Source organism: Frankia sp. EI5c (assembly GCF_001636565.1).
Taxonomy (GTDB): Bacteria; Actinomycetota; Actinomycetes; order Frankiales; family Frankiaceae; genus Parafrankia.
Window position 1 is genome coordinate 53994 of the sequence record NZ_LRTK01000017.1, and the last position, 14402, is coordinate 68395.

Below are 14402 nucleotides of genomic sequence, written 5' to 3' on the forward strand. Positions count from 1 at the left end.
NCCTTCGAGTTCGACAACGACTTCTACCCGGACGTCGACGACACCGCCGAGGTGGTCATCGCCATCCACCGCCTGCTCGGGGACGGGCACGGCCCGGTGGACCACACCGACGGCTCCGGCCCGGGCTCGGCCGCCGCGGTGGCGGCGGAGGCCGCGGCCACCGCGGCACCCGGGGCCGGCACGATCGCCGCGGCGGATCCGGAGCTCGCCCGCCAGCTGCGCGCCGCCGCCGAGCGGGGTGTCGACTGGTCGGTGGGCATGCGCTCGTCGAACGGGGCCTGGGGCGCCTTCGATGCGGACAACGTCCGCACCCTGGTGACGAAGATCCCGTTCTGCGACTTCGGTGAGGTCGTGGACCCGCCGTCGGCGGACGTCACGGCGCACATGGTCGAGATGCTCGCGCTGCTGGGCCGGGCGGACCACCCGGTCACCCAGCGCGCGGTCCGGTGGCTGCTGGACAACCAGGAGGCCGGGGGATCGTGGTTCGGCCGCTGGGGGGTGAACCACGTGTACGGAACCGGCGCCGTGGTGCCCGCGCTGATCTCCGCCGGAGTCAGCCCGAGCCACCCGGCGATCGTCGCCGCCCTCCACTGGCTGGTCGACCACCAGACGCCCGACGGCGGCTGGGGCGAGGACCTGCGCTCCTACCGGGACGACTCCTGGATCGGTCGGGGCGAGGCCACCGCGTCGCAGACCGCCTGGGCCCTGCTGGCCCTGCTGGCCGCGGAACCTGAGCGGGGCAGCGTCGAGTGGGAGGCGATCGAGCGGGGCGTGCGGTGGCTGTGTGACACCCAGCGTGCCGACGGGACCTGGGATGAGCCGCAGTTCACCGGAACCGGCTTCCCCTGGGACTTCTCCATCAACTACCACCTGTACCGGCTGGTCTTTCCGGTGACCGCCCTCGGTCGGTATGCGAGCCTCACCGGCAGGTTGACGCCATGACCATCCCGGCAGCAGACAACGGGGGCACGGCCGACCGCGGTGGGCCGCGTCCCGGGACCGCCCACGACGGGCAGGCCCCGAGCCCGGGGCCGGCGGCCGTCGCTCCGCGTGGTGGCGCGCCGCGGGCCTCGATTCCCGAGCAGGCCGGCGCCGTGCCGCCCGCGGGTGGTCCGTCCCGGGCCGGCATCGCCTCCCCGCTGGCACTGGCCCGGTGGGCCCAGGCGCCGGACACCGTCGCGGCGCTGGACCCGGCCTCCGGGCCGGGCCGCGCCTCCGCCGAGCCGGCGTCCGCGGGCGCGGTGAGCGGCAAGGGGTCTCCCGTCCAGCCGGCACCCCGGGCACAGCGCCTGGTGATCGCGGCCGCGCTTCGCCTTGAGGCGTTCGCGATCGGCCGGGCGGAGCTGCCGCCCGGAACCGTGATCGTGCGGACCGGCATGGGACCCGACCGGGCGCACCGGGCGAACCGGGCGGTGCGCCAGGCCCGGCCCGACGCGCTGGCGATCGTCGGACTGGCCGGCGGGCTCACCGAGGAGACCCGCCCCGGTGACGTGGTCGTGGCCAGCGAGCTGCGGCAGCCCGACGGCACGGTGGTCGCCACCTGTCCGACCGCGCCGCTGCTCGCGGGTGAGCTGCGGCGGGCCGGCCTGCGGGTGCACGTCGGCCCGATGGTCTCCGTCGAGAAGGTGGCGGTCGGCGCGGCCCGCGCCGAGCTGGCCGCGACCGGGGCGATCGCCGTGGACATGGAATCCGCCGCGCTCGCGCCCGGTGCCGGTGACCGGCCGCTGGCAGCGGTTCGCGTGATCGTGGACACCTCGGCCGAGCCACTCGGCCGGTTGGACCTGTTCCGCCGCGGTGTCACCGGGCTGCGCACGATCAGTGCGCTCGGCCCGGCCCTGCGGACCTGGGTCGAGACGGTGAGCAGCCGCCGCCTGCTGCTCGCGGAGCCACGGGCGTTCTGCGCCGGGGTCGAGCGGGCCATCGAGGTGGTGGAGCGCGCGCTGGAGATCCACGGCGCACCGGTGTACGTGCGTAAGCAGATCGTGCACAACACCCATGTCGTCGCCGACCTGGCCAGCCGGGGAGCGGTCTTCGTCGAGGAGCTGGACGAGGTCCCCGCCGGGGCGACCGTGGTGTTCTCCGCGCACGGGGTCGCGCCCGCGGTCTGGGAGCAGGCCGGCGACCGCGGCCTGGACGTCATCGACGCGACCTGCCCGCTGGTGGAGAAGGTGCACGCCGAGGCCCGGCGGTTCACCGCCCGCGGCGACACCGTGCTGCTCATCGGGCACTCCGGCCATGAGGAGGTCGAGGGCACCCTCGGCGAGGTGCCGGGCCGCATCCAGCTCGTCGAGTCACCCGAGGCGGTCAAGGACATCGAGGTCGACGACCCCGAGCGGGTCACGTACCTCATGCAGACCACGTTGGCCGTCGACGAGGCGGAGGAGGTCGTGGACGCGCTGCGCGGCCGCTTCCCGGCCGTGGTCGGCCCGGNCTCGGCCGACATCTGCTACGCCACCTCCAACCGGCAGAACGCGGTGCGCCGGGTCGCGGCCGAGGCCGATCTCGTCCTCGTCGTCGGCTCGGAGAACAGCTCGAACTCGCGCCGGCTGGTGGAGGTCAGCGAGCGCGAGGGGGCCCAGGCCCACCTTGTGGAAAGCGTCGGCGACGTCCAGCTGGAGTGGCTCCGGGGCGTGCGCACCATTGGCATCTCCGCCGGTGCCTCGGCGCCGCCGCTGCTTGTCGAGGAGCTTACGACCGCTTTGTCCGGGCTCGGCTCGGCATCGGTGACGGTTCGCTCGGTAGGTGCCGAGTCGATCTCCTTCCATCTCCCCAAGGAAGTGCGTCGGCCGCTGTCAGAACGGAAGTGACCGGCGCGCGGGTTTTTCTTCTCGCGCACCTTCGCCAGCGCACTGTCCGCGGAGTACCGGGCGGCCCGGGTCGAAACTTTCGACCCGGGCCGTCGGCATGTTCGGGCGGCCGGGATGCGCGGCCGCGGCGCTTACCGCGGTACCGCGGCGCATACGTCGCGCTGTGGTGGCGGCACTGCGCCGTCGGCTGGCGGCAGTACAACGCCGTGGCAGTACAACGCTGTGGCAGTACAACGCTGAGGCGGCACAGCGCTGGCAGGCAGCCCGGTGCCGTGGCAGCACAGTGCTGTGCCACTTCCACGGTGTGACATCACGGCTCCCCTACAGCGGGGGTTCTCCGGTGTGCTTCCACGGTGCTACCGTCCCCGGACACGGGGTGCCNGGGCGAAGGTGCCGAGCGCGCGGTGTCGTGAATACGTCAACCCGCGCAAGGCGTTCCCGTCTTGCCGGCGGGTCCCATTCGCCCAGGGTGACCGACGGGAATCAAATTGACCCCACTGTGGCCACCGGCCGTGACGGTGTAACGGTCCAGGCATCCACCGATACCCCCGGCCGGGGGTATCGCGGCCTTGTCGCCACGGTCCCGCTCGGTTGCGCACTGTTTTGCCCGTGATGTGTGCCAGACCTCATTCACTGATCGACATGCAGCCTGTACGTACACCCTGTATGGTCATCACCAAGACCTCGGGTCGCCACCGATGCGACCGATGAAAGGGGGGCGTGAGCCGTGGCTGTCGCCTGGCGGTACTCACTCCGCGTTGGAACGTATCTGGCGAAGCAGAAGCTGCTCCGCCGGAAGCACTTTCCGCTCGTACTGGAGCTCGAACCACTGTTCGCCTGCAACCTGTCCTGCACGGGTTGTGGCAAGATCCAGCACCCCGCTTCTGTCCTGAAGCAGCGCATGAGCGTGGAGGACGCGCTCGCCGCGGTCGAGGAGTGCGGCGCGCCGGTCGTCGCCATCGCCGGTGGCGAGCCGCTGATGCACCCGCAGATCCACGACATCGTCAACGCCTTGGTGAAGCGCAAGAAGTTCGTCATCCTCTGCACCAACGGGCTGCTGCTGCAGAAGAAGCTGAAGAACTTCACTCCGTCGCCGTACTTCACCTTCGTGCTGCACATCGACGGGCTGAAGGACCGGCACGACGCGATCGTCGAGAAGCCCGGCACCTTCGACGAGTGCGTCGCGGCGTTCAAGGCCGCGAAGGCCGCCGGCTTCCAGGTCGGCAGCAACTCGACGTTCTTCAACAACGACAGCCCGCAGGACGTCATCGACGTCATCAACTTCCTGAACGACGAGCTCAAGGTCGACCAGATCCAGCTCTCGCCGGGCTACGCCTACGAGAAGGCTCCTGACCAGGAGCACTTCCTCGCGGTCGAGGAGACCCGGCAGATGTTCTCCAAGGTGTTCGGCGAGGGCCGGCGCAAGCGGTGGCGTCTCAACCACTCGCCGGTCTTCCTGGACTTCCTGGAGGGCAAGAAGGAACTCTCCTGCACCGCGTGGGGGATCCCGAGCTACTCCCTGTTCGGCTGGCAGAAGCCCTGCTACCTGATGTCGGACGGGTACGTGACGTCCTACAAGGAGCTCGTCGAGACGACGGACTGGGACGCCTACGGCCGGGGCAAGGACCCGCGTTGTGCCAACTGCATGGCGCACTGCGGTTACGAGACCTCCGCCGTGCTGGCCACCATGGGCTCGCTCAAGGAGTCGATCCGGGCCGCCCGGATGGGCGCCTGAACAACCTGAAGGCCCGGCGCCCGAATCCGGCGCGCCGGCGCGGTACCGGTACCGCCGCCGGGGGCCTGCCAGCCGGGCACCCGGCGGAAAAGCACTGACCAATGTGGCCTCGACCCTGTACAGGGTCGAGGCCACATTGGCGTTTCCGGGTCGCGCCGGCGTTTCCGGGTCGCGCGCGAGGCCCTGATCCGGCATCAGGCGAACGGCGCCGTTGCGCGACAGGAAGGGGTGTCGCGCAACGGCACTCGAGCTGGCCGGAACGGTTCGGCGCGGGGACGCCGTCCGGCGGGGGACGCCGTCCGGCGGGGGATGCCGACGGCGGACGGCTCCCCGGCCCGGCGTCAGACGGTGTCGGAGGCGCGGGGGGCGCCCGCGCTCACGGCCGGCTGGTCGGCCAGGTCGCCGCCGCGGCGGCCGAGGCCACGCAGCAGGCGGTCCAGCACGATCCCGACCTCGGTGCGGGCCCTGTCCGGGTCCGCCGCGCGCGCCGTGTAGAGACTGGCCTCGGACAGCAGCGCCGCGACCAGCCGGGTGAGCGGGGCGACCGGCAGCGGGTCGATGCGGCCCTCGGCGGCAGCACGTTCGAGCCATTCCGACAGCAGGCGGTAGCCGTGCTGTTCGACCAGCTGGTCCCAGGCGTCGTTACCGAGTACCGCGGGGCCGTCGATCAGCACNATGCGCTGGAAGTCGCTGTCCGTCGTGGAGATGTCCAGCAGTGACTGGAAGCCGGTGCGCAGCTGCGTCCAGGCGTCGCTGGGCAGCTCGGCACCGCGGGCGAGCTCACCGGCGACGAGCTGCTCGGCGACCTCCATCGCGACCTGCTCCATGACGGTGCGGAACAGGTCCGCCTTGTCGCGGAAGTGGTGGTAGAGCGCCCCTCGGGTGACCCGCGCGTCCGCGACGATCTCTTCGGTTCCGGTGGCGGCGTAGCCTTGCTCGGCGAACCTGCGCCGGGCGGCGGCCAGCAGTACCTGACGGGTATCGGCCGTCTGTTCGGGCCGACGGCTGCGTGTCACCCCTTGATTATGGTGCAGGTTCGGCCGATGCACCGGCCGCCGTCCGCCAGGCGGTCAGTTCCACATTTTCGGTGCTGTCACCGTCATGATCGTCCATCAGCCGACTGCGTACCGGGCGCTTCGCCGGCACGCGTTCCAGGCTTTCGGCCCCCACGGTCGACTTCAGCCGCACCTCGGGTACGAACAGCACCGCGAGCAGAGCGAACGCGGCCAGCGGCACGCTGGCGAGGAAGACCACCGCGACGCCGTGCCCGTACGCCTGATGGACGACGGCCGCGACGGCCTCGGGCAGCGCCGAGGGGTCAGGCACGGAACGGCCGTCACCGAGAGTGTCGGGCGGCAGGCCCCGATCGCGTAGCCCGGAGATCGTGGCGCCGCTCACCTGGCTGCTCAGCAGCGCGCCCAGGGCGGCGACGCCGGTCGAGCCACCCAGGCTGCGGAAGAAGGCGACGGTGGAGCTCGCGGCGCCGAGATCCGTGGCCGAGGCCGAGTTCTGGGCGGCGAGCACCAGGTTCTGCTGGGTCATGCCCATCCCCGCTCCCATCACGGCGGCGAACAGCGCCACCATGACCAGCGGGGTGCGGTCGCTGATCGTGCTGAGCAGGGCCAGGCCCGTGCCGACGAGGATCGTCCCCAGGATCAGCAGGTGCTTCCACCGCCCGGTCTGGCTGATGACCCGTCCCGCGATCAGGGAGGCAATCGCCAGGCCGCCGACCATGGGGATCGTGAGGATGCCGGACAACGTCGGGCTCATCCCCCGACCAAGCTGGTAGTACTGGCTGAACAGGAGGTTGGCGCTGTAGAGGACGGTGCCGACGCAGGCGCTGGCGATCACCGTGAGCACGATGGTGCGGTCGCGGAACAGCCGCAGCGGCACGATCGGCTCCTTCGCCCGGGCCTCCACCGCGACGGCGGCGGCGAGCAGTACCGCGCTGCCCCCGAGCAGCAGCGCGGATTCGGCGCTGACCCAGGCGAAACTGGCTCCGGCCAGGGACGTCCAGATCAGCAGGCAGCTGACCCCGGCGGCGATCACCGTCGCGCCGAGGTAGTCGATGGAGACCTCCCGGCGCACGACGGGCAGCCGCAGGGTGCGCTGCAGCACCGCGAACGCGACCACGGCGATCGGCAGGCCGAGGTAGAAGCAGGCCCGCCAGCCGAGACCGGGCACGTCCACGATCACTCCGCCGATGAGGGGGCCGCTGACCGTGGCGACGGCGAAGGTGGCGCCCAGGTAGCCGTTGTAGCGGCCGCGCTCCCGGGGGGCGATCATGGCGGCGATCGCGATCTGGACCAGTGCGGACAGCCCGCCGACCCCGATCCCCTGCACCACCCGGAAGACGATGAGCATGGTGGTGGAGGTCGAGAGCCCGGCGAGCGCGGAGCCCGTGACGAAGATCCCCAGCGCGGTCTGGACGAGGAGCTTGCGGTTGAACAGGTCGGCGAGCTTGCCCCAGATCGGTGTGGTCGCCGTCATGGCGAGCAGCGTCGCGGTGATCACCCAGGTGTAACTGGTCGAGCTGCCGTGCAGGTCGGAGATGATCCTGGGCAGTGCGTTCGTGACGACCGTGGACGAGATCATCGAGACGAACAGGGCGAGGAGCAGCCCGGTCAGAGCCAGCATGGTCTCCCGGTGCGTCAGCCCGGCCGGGCTGAGCCGGCGCTGACGCGTCTCCTCGGCGGTGTCGGGGCGGGGCTGCGGTGTGGGCTCGGTGAGGCGGGTGGCGCGCTGGCGGCTGCCGCGACGGCTGCCGCGTTGGTTGTCGCCGCCGGGGGGACCTGACGGCGGCGGGGTCGAGGTCGACGTGGCTGGCCCTCCTGCCGATCATGTTTGTTGGTTGATACAACTAAATTTAGTAAAGCACGTGTCTGACTCGCTGACGAGGCCCCGGGCGGGGCGGACACCCGTTCACGGGTGTGACCTTGCGCTCGGTCGGCCCGGCTGTGCTCTGTCGGGGCGGCGGTCCCAAAGCCGCTGGTCCGGGGCGGGGGAGTCTCGATCGCCTTTTCGGGGCCCGGGCGTCCGGGGCCTGTGGCATCCTGCCTGGCGTGCTTCCACTGCTGGTGATCGCGCTGATCTCGCTCGCGTCCTGGATCTTCCTTGCATTGGGTTGGGGGTTCTTCTGGCGGACGGATCAGCGGTTGCCCCGCTCGCGGGGGCCACGGCCGTCCGCCGACTGGCCGGCCGTCGTCGCGGTGGTACCCGCCCGCGACGAGGCCGAGGTGCTGCCCCGCACGCTTCCCTCACTGCTCGCCCAGGACTACCCCGGGTCGTTGAACATCGTTCTGGTGGACGACGCCAGCACGGACGGGACGGGTGACCTGGCACGGAAGCTCGCCGCCGAGGCGGCGGCCGACCGCCCGGAAGCGGTGGTGGGGCTGACCGTCATCGGTTCCAGCGAGCCGCCCGAGGGCTGGACGGGCAAGCTCTGGGCGCTGCGCCACGGCATCGCCGCGGCCGGCGGGGCGGAGTTCCTGCTGCTCACCGATGCCGACATCGCGCATGAGCCGGGCTCGGTCCGCGCGCTGGTCGAGGCTGCCACCGACCACCGGTTGGACCTCGTGTCGCAGATGGCCCGGCTGCGGGTCAGCACCGGCTGGGAGCGGCTCATCGTCCCGGCCTTTGTCTATTTCTTTGCGATGCTTTATCCGTTCCGGTGGTCCAACAACCCACGGTCACGGGTCGCCGCGGCGGCCGGCGGCTGCTCGCTCGTACGTCGCCAGGTGCTCGCCGAGGCCGGCGGCCTCGACGCGATCCGGGACGCGGTGATCGACGATGTCGCGCTGGCCCGACTGGTCAAGCGACGCGGCGGCCGGACCTGGCTGGGCCTCGCCGACCACGTTTCGAGCTGTCGGCCGTACCCGCGCCTGGCCGATCTGTGGGACATGGTGGCGCGCACCGCCTACGCACAGCTCTTCTGGTCCCCGCTGCTCCTGGCGGGCACGGTCCTCGGGCTCGCGGTGGTCTTTGTGGCGCCGGTGGTGGCGACGATCGTCGGGATCGGAACCGGTGACGTCGCCGTGGCCGCCGCTGGCCTGCTGGCCTGGTCGATCATGATCACCACGTTCACGCCGATGCTGCGGTACTACGACCAGCCGGTGCGCAACGCGCTCACGCTGCCCTTCACCGCCGCCCTCTACCTGGCCATGACCATGGACTCCGCCCGCCGGCACCGTGCCGGTCGCGGCGCCGCGTGGAAGGGGCGCACCTACGCGGCCCCCGAGGGAAAGCGCGCCGGCCAGCACACCGGGCCGCAGCACATCGGGCCGCAGCATGTCGAGCCGCAGCATGTCGAGCCGCAGTACGTCGAGCCGCGGCACGTCAGGCTGCGGCCCGTGGCACCGTCGGCGCAGCCGGAGAACCCGTCGGCGCAGCCGGAGAACCCGTCGGCGCAGCCGGAGAACCCGTCGGCGCAGCCGGAGAACGTCGTCCGCCAGCGGGGACGGGTGGATCCGGGCGACGTCCAGGGGCGGGCGGGCGACACCGTCCCCTCCGGCTCAGGTGCGCGGGCGTCCCTCGTGGTGGGCCGGGGCATCGCCCAGGGAGCCGATCAGGGGGCCGGCCAGGGAGTCGAGGCGGCGGCGCAGCGTCACCGCACCGTCGGCCAGCGCGCTGACGAGGACGCCCGCTCCGGCCAGGGGCAGCAGTGCGACGCCGTCGCCCACCGAGCTGCCGACCGGATCGGGGCTGATCGCCGGGCCGGCGATCAGGACTGATCCGACCGCCCGCGCGCCGGCGAGCACGGCCGGCCCGGCCACGCCCGGAACATCCGGGCCCAGGTGGAGTTCCTGGTGCAGCAGCGGCCGCCGCCGCGGCGCGGCCCGCTCGACGTCCACGCGCAGCGAGGTCTCGAGGCGACCGCCCGGCTCCCCGAACCGGCCGAGCAGGATCTCCTCGCGATAGCGCAGCGACGCGTCCGCCGCCAGGATGATCTCGGTGGTCATCCGGTGACNGGCGCCCTGGGCGACCACCGTCGGCTCCGGGAGGAAGGACAGCGCCGCCGCCGGCCCCACCTGGGCCCGGACCGCGAACGTCGACGGCCTACTGCCGTGGCCGGGCAGTGCCACGGTCGCGGCCACCGAGCGCACCACCAGCTGCGCCCCCGCGCCCACCGCGAGGTCGAGGCCGAGCTCGTCGCCGGCGAGCGGCCCGCCCGCACCGCCCACCAGATGGATCACCACGACCCGCCCCGACCCACCGGTGCGCCGGGCCACTACGGGCACTGCCGAGCGCAGCTCGGTGACTCTCGCGGTGCCGCCCGCGTCGAGCTCGACCCGGACCGCCGCGCGCGCCCGGACGGCCGTGCGGGACGGTGCCGACCGCGGGCTCACCGTGGCCGGGCGGGCGACCGCAGCTGGGCGAGGATCCAGTCGGCGACCTCGTCGGCGCCTGGGTCCGAGCGGAGGTTGGTGAAGAGCACCGGGCGGTCCGCGGACCCGCCGCGCATCGCGGCCGCATCACTTGCCATCACGCCCAGATCGGCGCCGACCAGCGGGGCGAGGTCCGTCTTGTTGATGACGAGAAGGTCACTGTTGGCGACGCCCGGCCCACCTTTGCGGGGCACCTTGTCGCCGCCGGCGACGTCGATGACGAAGATCTGCCGGTCGACGAGACCGTAGCTGAAGGTCGCGGTCAGGTTGTCGCCGCCGCTCTCGACCAGGATGAGGTCGAGCCGGCCGAGCTCGGCCTCGAGATCCTCGACGGCGTCCAGGTTGGCCGTGATGTCGTCCCGGATCGCCGTGTGCGGGCAGCAGCCGGTCTCGACCGCGCGGATGCGCCCCGGATCGAGTACGCCGGCCGCGCGCAGGAAGTCGGCGTCCTCGGTCGTGTAGATGTCGTTCGTCACCACAGCGAGCCGGATCCGGCCGGCGAGGGCCCGGCACAGCGCGGCCACCAGCGCCGTCTTGCCGCTGCCGACCGGCCCGCCGACACCGACCCGCAGCGCGCGGTCGGTGGGCACCGGCCTGGCGGGGCTGCCGGGCGGGCGCTGCCAGCGTGCCGGTGGCGGGGTCGCCGAGCTGGGCACGGACCGGCTCGTCCCGTCGACCAGCGATCCGTTCGGCGGCGAGCCGCCATCCGCGCGAAGTCGATCGTGATCAAGGTGCACCGGCCGCTCCCGTTCCCGCCTGCGATGTCCTGCGAAGCGTAGCTCCGCCCGGCGACCCAACAGCCCCGCACACCCCGTACAGCGCCGCACGCCCCGGCCGCCACCAGGGGCGCCGCCCACCGCCGACGGCGAGGGCACCTCCCGACTCCGGGGCGCCCTCGCATCCGCCGGGACGTGATCTCAGGAGGTGGATCTCAGGAGGTGAACATGCGTACCTCGGCCGTGCGGTGCCGCTCGGCGAGGAGGTCCAGGTGCGGCGCGCTGCCAGCGGGCAGGCCGGCGGCGACTCCGAGCGCTGCCGCGTCCGCCGCTGCCGCGTCCGCTTCCGCGGCGGTGTCGTCCACGGCGGGGGCGAGCCGGGCGAGGACACCGGTGACCGCCAGCGGGTCGAGCCCGAGGAGCCGCACGGCCGCGGTCGCCGGGCCGTTGACCGCGACGTGCGCCGCCGCGAGCGCCGCGTCGTGGGGTTCGAGTCCGGCCGCGGCGGCCGCCAGGCCGAGTGCCACGCAGTGGTGCGGCGGGCTGGGCGGGGAGTGCACGGGCCAGGCCGCGCGGGCCACCCGTAGCAGGGCCCGGCCCTGGGCGCGGCTGGCGGCGCGCTGGGCCGGCGACGGTGTCCGGGCGTCGACCTCCTCGTCGAAGGCGGCGAGGATCTCCGCAAGCGGGGTGTCCGTCCGCGTCCGCTCCGCCAGGCGGACCGCGCGGCACACGGCCGCCGCGAAGGCGGCGGCGAGCAGGCCGGAGGTCGCCAGCCGGCCGCGGAGGAAGTCCGCGAGGTCGGTGAGCCCGGTGATGTGGCCGCCGAGCACCGCGGCCTCCACACCGCCGGAGTGCGCGTGGCCGCCCGCGGGGAGTCGGCTGTCCGACAGGAGCAGCAGCGCCGCCCGCGCCGCCCCTGCCGCCGGTGCCGCCCGCGCGGCCGAGGTCTCCGGGTGGCCCGTCGCCGGCCGCCGCGCGTCCAGCTGCGTGTTCAGCTGCGTGCTCATCGAACCTCGCCTGTCCCTTCCGGCCGCGCGGGCCTGGCCGGGCCGCACTCCGGGCGGCGGCGGCCTGACCGGTGACGAGCCGTGATCCGCCACGTCCGTGAGGTTGCCTGTAACACCGCGTACCTATTGTGTGGAGAGCCGGGTGACGCTGGAGGCAGTGGATGGGATCGTCCGTACTCACGCAGTTCGTCGAGGCCGGGGCCTTCCGGCTCGGTGAGCTTGGTTCCGGTTCCGCCGCGGGCCCGGGCCTCGACGAGATCGAGGCGTTCTATCGGCAGCACGGCTTCGTGATCCTCCGTGGTCTGCTGGGCGAGGCGGCCGTCGCCCGCCTGGAGCGGGAGTGCCAGACCGCCCAGACGGGCGTGCTCACTGGCGACCTGCCGGCCCGGTACGGGTCCACCCAGTACCTCGACGACGCGGCGAAGGCCGAGCGTTTCGTCAACTATGTGGAGCACATCGAGGAACTCGCGCCGTCCGTGCGACTGACCGTGGAGCATCCGGACCTCACCGTAGTCGTGCGCCGGCTGATCGGCGCGCGCATCTGGCTCAGCGGCTCGGACAAGTCCGGGCTCGTCTACCAGGACGCCCGCCCGGGCCGGGAGTCCGGCTACACCCGCATCGGCTGGCACTCCGACTGGCAGGCGATGCCGAGCCTGGACGTCTGGCCCGGACTCGCGATCACGATCCACATCGACGGGACGAGCCCCGCCAACGGCTTCCTGCGGGTGGTGCCCGGCAGCCACCAGTGGGCCACACCCGCGCCGTACCGCAACATCAACGGGGTGGCCGTCCCGGACGACGCCCGTCCGACCGGGGGATACACCGAGACGCCACCACCGGTCGAGATGCCGCTCAGGTTCGAGAAGGTGCCGGGGGAGATCGCCCTCTACGCCGAGCGGGGGGACATCCTGCTGCACGACGGTTACCTCTGGCATTCGGCGGCGCGGGCCACCGACGACGCCGGGCTGCGCCGCCATGTGCGGGGGTCGTTCTTCGCCGGGGCCGAGTCGGCCTACCGGCCGCAGTTCCTCAAAAACGCCGCACGCTGATGCCCGGCGCCGGGCTGTGCCGGCGGGCCAGGTGCCGCTCGCGCAGGTGGTGGACGTCCTCGGGGGGCAGGTCCACGCCCGAGGGCACCAGCAGGTAGGCGTGCGGGGCGATCCGCTCGATGTGCCCGGACAACGCGTAGACCGCGCCGGCGGCGAAGTCCAGGAACCTGCGCTCCAGCTGCTCACCACCGTGATCGAAGTCGACCAGCATGGGGATGCCGTCGCACAGCCGGTCGACCGGCTGGCGGAAATCGTCGTAGGTGGTCGGTGCGACGGTCGGCACGGTGGCCCGAGCCCGGGCTTTTCGGGGCGTGGTCGCGTCCATCGGGGTGCCTCTCGTGAGCCGGGCCATGGCGGGGCAGGACCCATGATTTCCGACAGAACGCGGGTCCGGACCGCGACACGCCGGCCCGGGACCACTACGAGAGGAGACGGATCGCCGCCCGGTCGGGTGGCTCGGTCAGAACAGGAAGTACCGCTGGGCCATCGGGAGTTCGGTCGCCGGGTCGGGTTCGACCACCTCGCCGTCGATGCGCACGGTGAAGGTGTCGGGTTCGACTCGGATGTCGGGGGTCGCGCTGTTCTCCGGCAGGTCCGCCTTGCCCCGCCGGCGGACGTCCGCGGTGGCGACCATCGGCTTGGCCAGGCCCAGCCGCGTGTCGAGGCCGTCCTCCAGCGCCGCGGGCGCGACGAACATCATCGATCCGGCGGCGGCGGGCCCGGGGGCCGCGCCGAACATGGGCCGGGGCAGCACCGGCTGCGGGGTGGGGATGGAGGCGTTGGCGTCGCCCATCGCCGCCCAGGCGATGAAGCCGCCCTTGATGACAAGTGACGGCCGCACCCCGAAGAAGGCGGGCTCGTAGAGCACCAGGTCAGCCAGCTTGCCAGCCTCGACCGAACCGATCTCGGCGTCCAGGCCGTGCGCCACGGCCGGGCAGATCGTGTACTTGGCCACGTACCGGCGGGCGCGGTTGTTGTCGGCCGCGCCGTCGCCGGGCAGCGACCCGCGGCGGCGCTTCATGACGTGGGCCGTCTGCCAGGTTCGGATCACGACCTCGCCGATCCGGCCCATGGCCTGCGAGTCCGAACCGATCATCGAGATGGCGCCCAGGTCGTGCAGGACGTCCTCGGCGGCGATCGTGGACGGGCGGATGCGGCTCTCGGCGAACGCGAGGTCCTCGGGCACCGTGGGGTTCAGGTGGTGGCAGACCATCAGCATGTCGAGGTGCTCGTCGAGGGTGTTGACCGTGTGCGGCCTGGTCGGGTTCGTCGACGAGGGGAGCACGTTGCCGTGGGAGGCGACGGTGATGATGTCCGGAGCGTGCCCGCCGCCGGCGCCCTCGGTGTGGTAGGCGTGGATGGCACGGCCGGCGATGGCGGCGAGGGTGTCCTCGACGAACCCGGCCTCGTTGAGCGTGTCGGAGTGCAGCGCGACCTGCACCCCGGCGGCGTCGGCGACCCGCAGGCAGGCGTCGATGGCCGCCGGTGTGGTGCCCCAGTCCTCGTGCAGCTTGAAGCCGGCGGCACCGGCCCGTAGCTGCTCCCACATCGCCTCTTCGCTGACGGTGTTGCCCTTGCCGAGCAGGGCGACGTTGACCGGCAGGCCGTCCATCGACGACATCATCCGGTGCAGGTTCCACGGCGAGGCGGTGACCGTGGTCGCCTTCGTGCCCTCCGCGGGGCCGGTGCCGCCGCCGATGAGGG

Annotated in this window: 9 protein-coding genes and 6 pseudogenes; 6 read left to right on the forward strand and 9 right to left on the reverse strand. The window is 72.6% G+C overall.

Annotation, left to right across the window (positions count from 1 at the left end; translation table 11 throughout):
* Position 1: 1 nt before the first annotated feature.
* The 4 genes and pseudogenes from UG55_RS35120 to hpnH form a co-directional block, all read left to right on the forward strand.
* Positions 2-942: pseudogene (locus tag UG55_RS35120) on the forward strand (prenyltransferase/squalene oxidase repeat-containing protein); the annotation flags it as partial.
* Positions 939-2430, forward strand: a 1492-nt coding sequence (locus UG55_RS10500) for a 4-hydroxy-3-methylbut-2-enyl diphosphate reductase (RefSeq protein ID WP_242424128.1), incomplete at its 3' end; no start/stop codon positions are given. The pseudogene UG55_RS35120 and the gene UG55_RS10500, both read left to right, overlap by 4 nt.
* A gap of 1 nt (position 2431) precedes the next feature.
* Positions 2432-2807 (forward strand): annotated as a pseudogene (locus UG55_RS35125) (4-hydroxy-3-methylbut-2-enyl diphosphate reductase); the annotation flags it as partial.
* A 727-nt stretch (positions 2808-3534) separates the two neighbouring features.
* A complete protein-coding gene (gene hpnH, locus UG55_RS10505; RefSeq protein WP_066066469.1) occupies positions 3535-4542 on the forward strand; it encodes an adenosyl-hopene transferase HpnH in 1008 nt (335 codons plus the stop codon).
* A gap of 341 nt (positions 4543-4883) precedes the next feature.
* Here hpnH and UG55_RS35130 read toward each other — a convergent pair.
* From UG55_RS35130 to UG55_RS10515, 3 genes and pseudogenes are all read right to left on the reverse strand, one after another.
* A pseudogene (locus UG55_RS35130) lies at positions 4884-5216 on the reverse strand (TetR/AcrR family transcriptional regulator); the annotation flags it as partial.
* Between the two features lies 1 nt (position 5217).
* Positions 5218-5558, reverse strand: a pseudogene (locus UG55_RS35135) (TetR family transcriptional regulator); the annotation flags it as partial.
* 7 nt (positions 5559-5565) lie between these two features.
* Positions 5566-7179 (reverse strand): MDR family MFS transporter, encoded by a 1614-nt coding sequence (locus tag UG55_RS10515; protein WP_066066476.1) that lies wholly within the window; start codon positions 7177-7179, stop codon positions 5566-5568.
* A 440-nt stretch (positions 7180-7619) separates the two neighbouring features.
* On the opposite strand from UG55_RS10515, the pseudogene UG55_RS10520 reads away from it, so the two are divergent.
* Positions 7620-8711, forward strand: a pseudogene (locus UG55_RS10520) (glycosyltransferase); the annotation flags it as partial.
* Positions 8712-9053: 342 nt separating this feature from the next.
* Here the strand turns inward: UG55_RS10520 and UG55_RS47015 are convergent.
* The 4 genes and pseudogenes from UG55_RS47015 to UG55_RS10530 all read right to left on the reverse strand — a co-directional run.
* Positions 9054-9508: urease accessory protein UreD (locus UG55_RS47015; RefSeq protein ID WP_242424129.1), on the reverse strand; the 455-nt coding region annotated here is incomplete at its 5' end.
* Between the two features lies 1 nt (position 9509).
* A pseudogene (locus UG55_RS35145) lies at positions 9510-9926 on the reverse strand (urease accessory protein UreD); the annotation flags it as partial.
* Complete coding sequence (gene ureG / locus UG55_RS10525; protein WP_066066479.1) at positions 9884-10663, reverse strand: urease accessory protein UreG; 780 nt, start codon at positions 10661-10663, stop codon at positions 9884-9886. The gene ureG and the pseudogene UG55_RS35145, both read right to left, overlap by 43 nt.
* A gap of 194 nt (positions 10664-10857) precedes the next feature.
* Positions 10858-11649 carry an urease accessory protein UreF gene (locus UG55_RS10530; protein WP_083986648.1) on the reverse strand — a complete coding sequence of 264 codons (792 nt, stop codon included), beginning with the start codon at positions 11647-11649 and terminating at the stop codon, positions 10858-10860.
* Between the two features lie 161 nt (positions 11650-11810).
* Here UG55_RS10530 and UG55_RS10535 point away from each other — a divergent pair, with 161 nt between their 5' ends.
* Complete coding sequence (locus UG55_RS10535; protein WP_083986649.1) at positions 11811-12698, forward strand: phytanoyl-CoA dioxygenase family protein; 888 nt, start codon at positions 11811-11813, stop codon at positions 12696-12698.
* Here UG55_RS10535 and UG55_RS10540 read toward each other — a convergent pair.
* The gene (locus tag UG55_RS10540; RefSeq protein WP_066066482.1) at positions 12679-13023 is read right to left on the reverse strand and encodes a cell division protein SepF; all 345 of its coding nucleotides are present in this window, start codon (positions 13021-13023) and stop codon (positions 12679-12681) included. The two genes, UG55_RS10535 and UG55_RS10540, sit on opposite strands and share 20 nt — an antisense overlap.
* Positions 13024-13158: 135 nt before the next feature.
* Positions 13159-14402: urease subunit alpha (locus UG55_RS10545; RefSeq protein ID WP_242424130.1), on the reverse strand; the 1244-nt coding region annotated here is incomplete at its 5' end.

Coding starts and splice junctions, on each gene's coding strand:
- UG55_RS10515 (WP_066066476.1), bottom strand. CDS start 7,179: ATGCTGGCTCTGACCGGGCTGCTCCTCGCCCTGTTCGTCTCGATGATC.
- UG55_RS10530 (WP_083986648.1), bottom strand. CDS start 11,649: ATGAGCACGCAGCTGAACACGCAGCTGGACGCGCGGCGGCCGGCGACG.
- UG55_RS10535 (WP_083986649.1), top strand. CDS start 11,811: ATGGGATCGTCCGTACTCACGCAGTTCGTCGAGGCCGGGGCCTTCCGG.
- UG55_RS10540 (WP_066066482.1), bottom strand. CDS start 13,023: ATGGACGCGACCACGCCCCGAAAAGCCCGGGCTCGGGCCACCGTGCCG.